Consider the following 2,553-nt stretch of genomic DNA (forward strand, 5'->3'; position numbering starts at 1 on the left):
GTAAGCATACGGTGAGGGCCGCAGGTCAGGCTGCTTGAGCGTCGACGGTCGGCGACGTCCAATTCCAAGGAAGCATTTGCTCCAGCCTTGTCATCGGCGTGTCCGCGATGCGGGCAAGAACATCGGCAAGCCACGCCTGTGGATCGATGTCGTTGAGCTTTGCCGTCATGATTAGCGTGGCCATGAAGGCTGCACGATCTGCACCGCGGTCTGATCCGGCGAAGAGCCACGACTTTCTGCCGAGCGCGAAGCCTCTGAGCGCTCGCTCGGCGGCGTTGTTGGTGAGGCAAATCCGGCCGTCGTCAAGGAATGACGTGAAGCCGTCCCATCGCTTGAGCATGTAATCAATCGCCTCGGCGACCGGGGAACTGCGTGAGAGTTTTGCCCGCTCGGTTTGAAGCCAGGCCTGCAGATCATCGACGAGCGGCCGGCTTTCCGTGCGGCGACGATCCAAGCGTTGATCGGCCGTAAGCGCGTTGATCTCCCGCTCGATATCAAACAGCGCATCGATCCGTTTGACGGCTTCGAGTGCGATAGGCGAGATCGGCGCGGCGTTCTTTCCACGCTTGGCGTTTGCAGCAATGTCGGCGAGCACGAAGAACTTGCGCCGAGAGTGTGCCCAACAAAACGCCTGCCTTAGCGGATTTGGATCGCGATCAACCTTGAACAGTGGATTGTAGCCGCCATAGGCGTCCGCCTGCAGAATGCCGGTGAAGGTCCTCAGGTGGCGCTCCGGATGCTCCTGCCGACGATCGCGCGAGGCATAGTAAAGGGCGGCCGGCGGTGAGAGCCCTCCGAACGGTCGGTCGTCCCGGACATAGGTCCAGATGCGGCCCGTATCGGTTTTTCCTTTGGCCAGGATTGGCACGGTTGTGTCGTCGCCGTGCAGACGTTCGGAGCCAAGGACATGCGCCTCAATGAGGGAGTGAAGGGGCTTCAATGCCGCAGCACATGCTCCAACCTGATCAGCCAGCGTCGATAGGCTGAGGTCGATGCCTTCGCGGCCATAGCGCTCGCTCTGGCGATTGAGCGGCTGGTGCTGGGCGAACTTCTCAAACAGGATCATCGCCAACAGGTTCGGTCCGGCAAAACCGCGGGGCGTTACGTGGAATGGTGCGGGTGGCTGCGTGATCTTCTCACACTCGCGGCAGGTAAACTTCTCCCGCACCGTCTGGATGACCTTCCACTGACGCGGGATCACTTCCAGGGTCTCGGTGATATCCTCACCGAGCTTCGACAGTTTGGCCGATCCGCAGCAGGCGCAATTGGCGGGAGCGGCGAGCACGACGCGCTCGCGAGGCAGGTGTTCGGGAAAGGGCTTACGTGATGGGCGCTTGCGCTCGAAGGCTTTGACCGTTGCGGCTTTGGCTGCGATCTCCGCCGCCAGTTCATCCTCACCGGCGTCCGCTTCCAACTCCTCAAGTTGCAGTTCCATCTGCTCCAGGAGCCGCGCCTTGCGCTCGGACCGGCTGCCGTAGAGTTCCCGACGAACCTTGTCGATCTCCAGCTTCAGCCGTGCGATCAGCGCCTCGGAATGCGATACGAGTGCCTTTGCACTGGCGGCTTCAGCCTTTGCGGTCGCCGCCTCTGCTTCGGCTGCGACACGTCGAGCGCGCTCCTGGGCCAACAGTGCAAGCGCACTGGCAAGGTCGTCCGGAAGCTCTTCGGTCGCATTGCTCATGACAGGATGGAATCATATTCGACCCTATCATTCCAGTGTTTTTGCTCATCCGGCCGACGTCGGCCGCCAGGTCTTTTGCGGCATCCGCCAGTCGATACCTTCCAACAGATAACCGAGCTGCGCAGACGTGATCACCACTGTGCCATCGGCCGCTGATGGCCAGATGAAACGACCACGCTCCAGCTTCTTCGTAAACAGACAGGCTCCCTGGCCGTCATGCCAGATCACCTTGATCAGGCCACCACCTCTTCCGCGGAATACAAACAGGTGCCCGCACATTGGGTCACGCTTCAACGCTTCCTGCACCATCAGCGACAGACCGGGGAAGCCTTTGCGCATATCCGTATAGCCCGCGGCCAGCCAAACCTTCACGCCAGGAGGAAGCGGTATCATCTGAGCCCCATTACGCAGTGGAGAATACGGCCGAGCGCTTCGGTATCGATGTCGCTATCTACGTGGACGCTACGGCCCCGTCCAAGCTCGATCGTTACATCGCTGCGCTTCTGACGAGGATGTGTAGCCGGTGGTACCGATTGAAAGCCAGGCAATGCCGACGCAGCCTCCGACACGACTACCGGCACCAACCTGCTCGATACCTGCATTGAAGGCGCCTCTATCCGGCACAGTTCCTTACGCCAACGGAAGAGCTGGCTCCCATGAACCCCAGCATCACGCGCAATCTCGGAGATAATCGCTCCCGGTTCAAGGCAAGCAGCAACGAGGTGCTCCTTCTCCTCACGAGACCAACGCCGACGGCGTTGAACCGAAGTGATGACTTCAATCTGCTTAGTCATAGGACTACCCCCAGTGTTTGCACTAGGACTGGCAGTCCATACCCCATCGCCACAAGACGGCCTTCACCGTGGGCTTAC

At 60.4% G+C, this 2,553-nt stretch carries 3 protein-coding genes; all 3 read right to left on the reverse strand.

Annotated features, from left to right (window positions below):
- Positions 1–25: 25 nt before the first annotated feature.
- The 3 genes from tnpC to tnpA are packed head-to-tail and all read right to left on the reverse strand — an operon-like array spanning position 26 to position 2,475.
- The gene (gene tnpC, locus ACIQT8_RS25215; RefSeq protein ID WP_400971283.1) at positions 26–1,681 is read right to left on the reverse strand and encodes an IS66 family transposase; all 1,656 of its coding nucleotides are present in this window, start codon (positions 1,679–1,681) and stop codon (positions 26–28) included.
- 45 nt (positions 1,682–1,726) lie between these two features.
- Positions 1,727–2,074 carry an IS66 family insertion sequence element accessory protein TnpB gene (gene tnpB / locus ACIQT8_RS25220; protein WP_400971285.1) on the reverse strand — a complete coding sequence of 116 codons (348 nt, stop codon included), beginning with the start codon at positions 2,072–2,074 and terminating at the stop codon, positions 1,727–1,729.
- Entirely contained in the window at positions 2,071–2,475 is a 405-nt protein-coding gene (tnpA, locus tag ACIQT8_RS25225; protein ID WP_400971288.1) for an IS66-like element accessory protein TnpA, read from the reverse strand. Before tnpA ends, tnpB begins: the two co-directional genes overlap by 4 nt.
- Between the last annotated feature and the right edge of the window lie 78 nt (positions 2,476–2,553).

It is taken from the genome of Agrobacterium sp. NPDC090273, from assembly GCF_044772305.1.
In the GTDB taxonomy this organism is placed as follows: Bacteria; Pseudomonadota; Alphaproteobacteria; order Rhizobiales; family Rhizobiaceae; genus Agrobacterium.

Bases quoted from the DNA above. Each gene is read 5' to 3' on its own strand.
- tnpC (WP_400971283.1), bottom strand. From the start codon at position 1,681: ATGAGCAATGCGACCGAAGAGCTTCCGGACGACCTTGCCAGTGCGCTT.
- tnpB (WP_400971285.1), bottom strand. From the start codon at position 2,074: ATGATACCGCTTCCTCCTGGCGTGAAGGTTTGGCTGGCCGCGGGCTAT.
- tnpA (WP_400971288.1), bottom strand. From the start codon at position 2,475: ATGACTAAGCAGATTGAAGTCATCACTTCGGTTCAACGCCGTCGGCGT.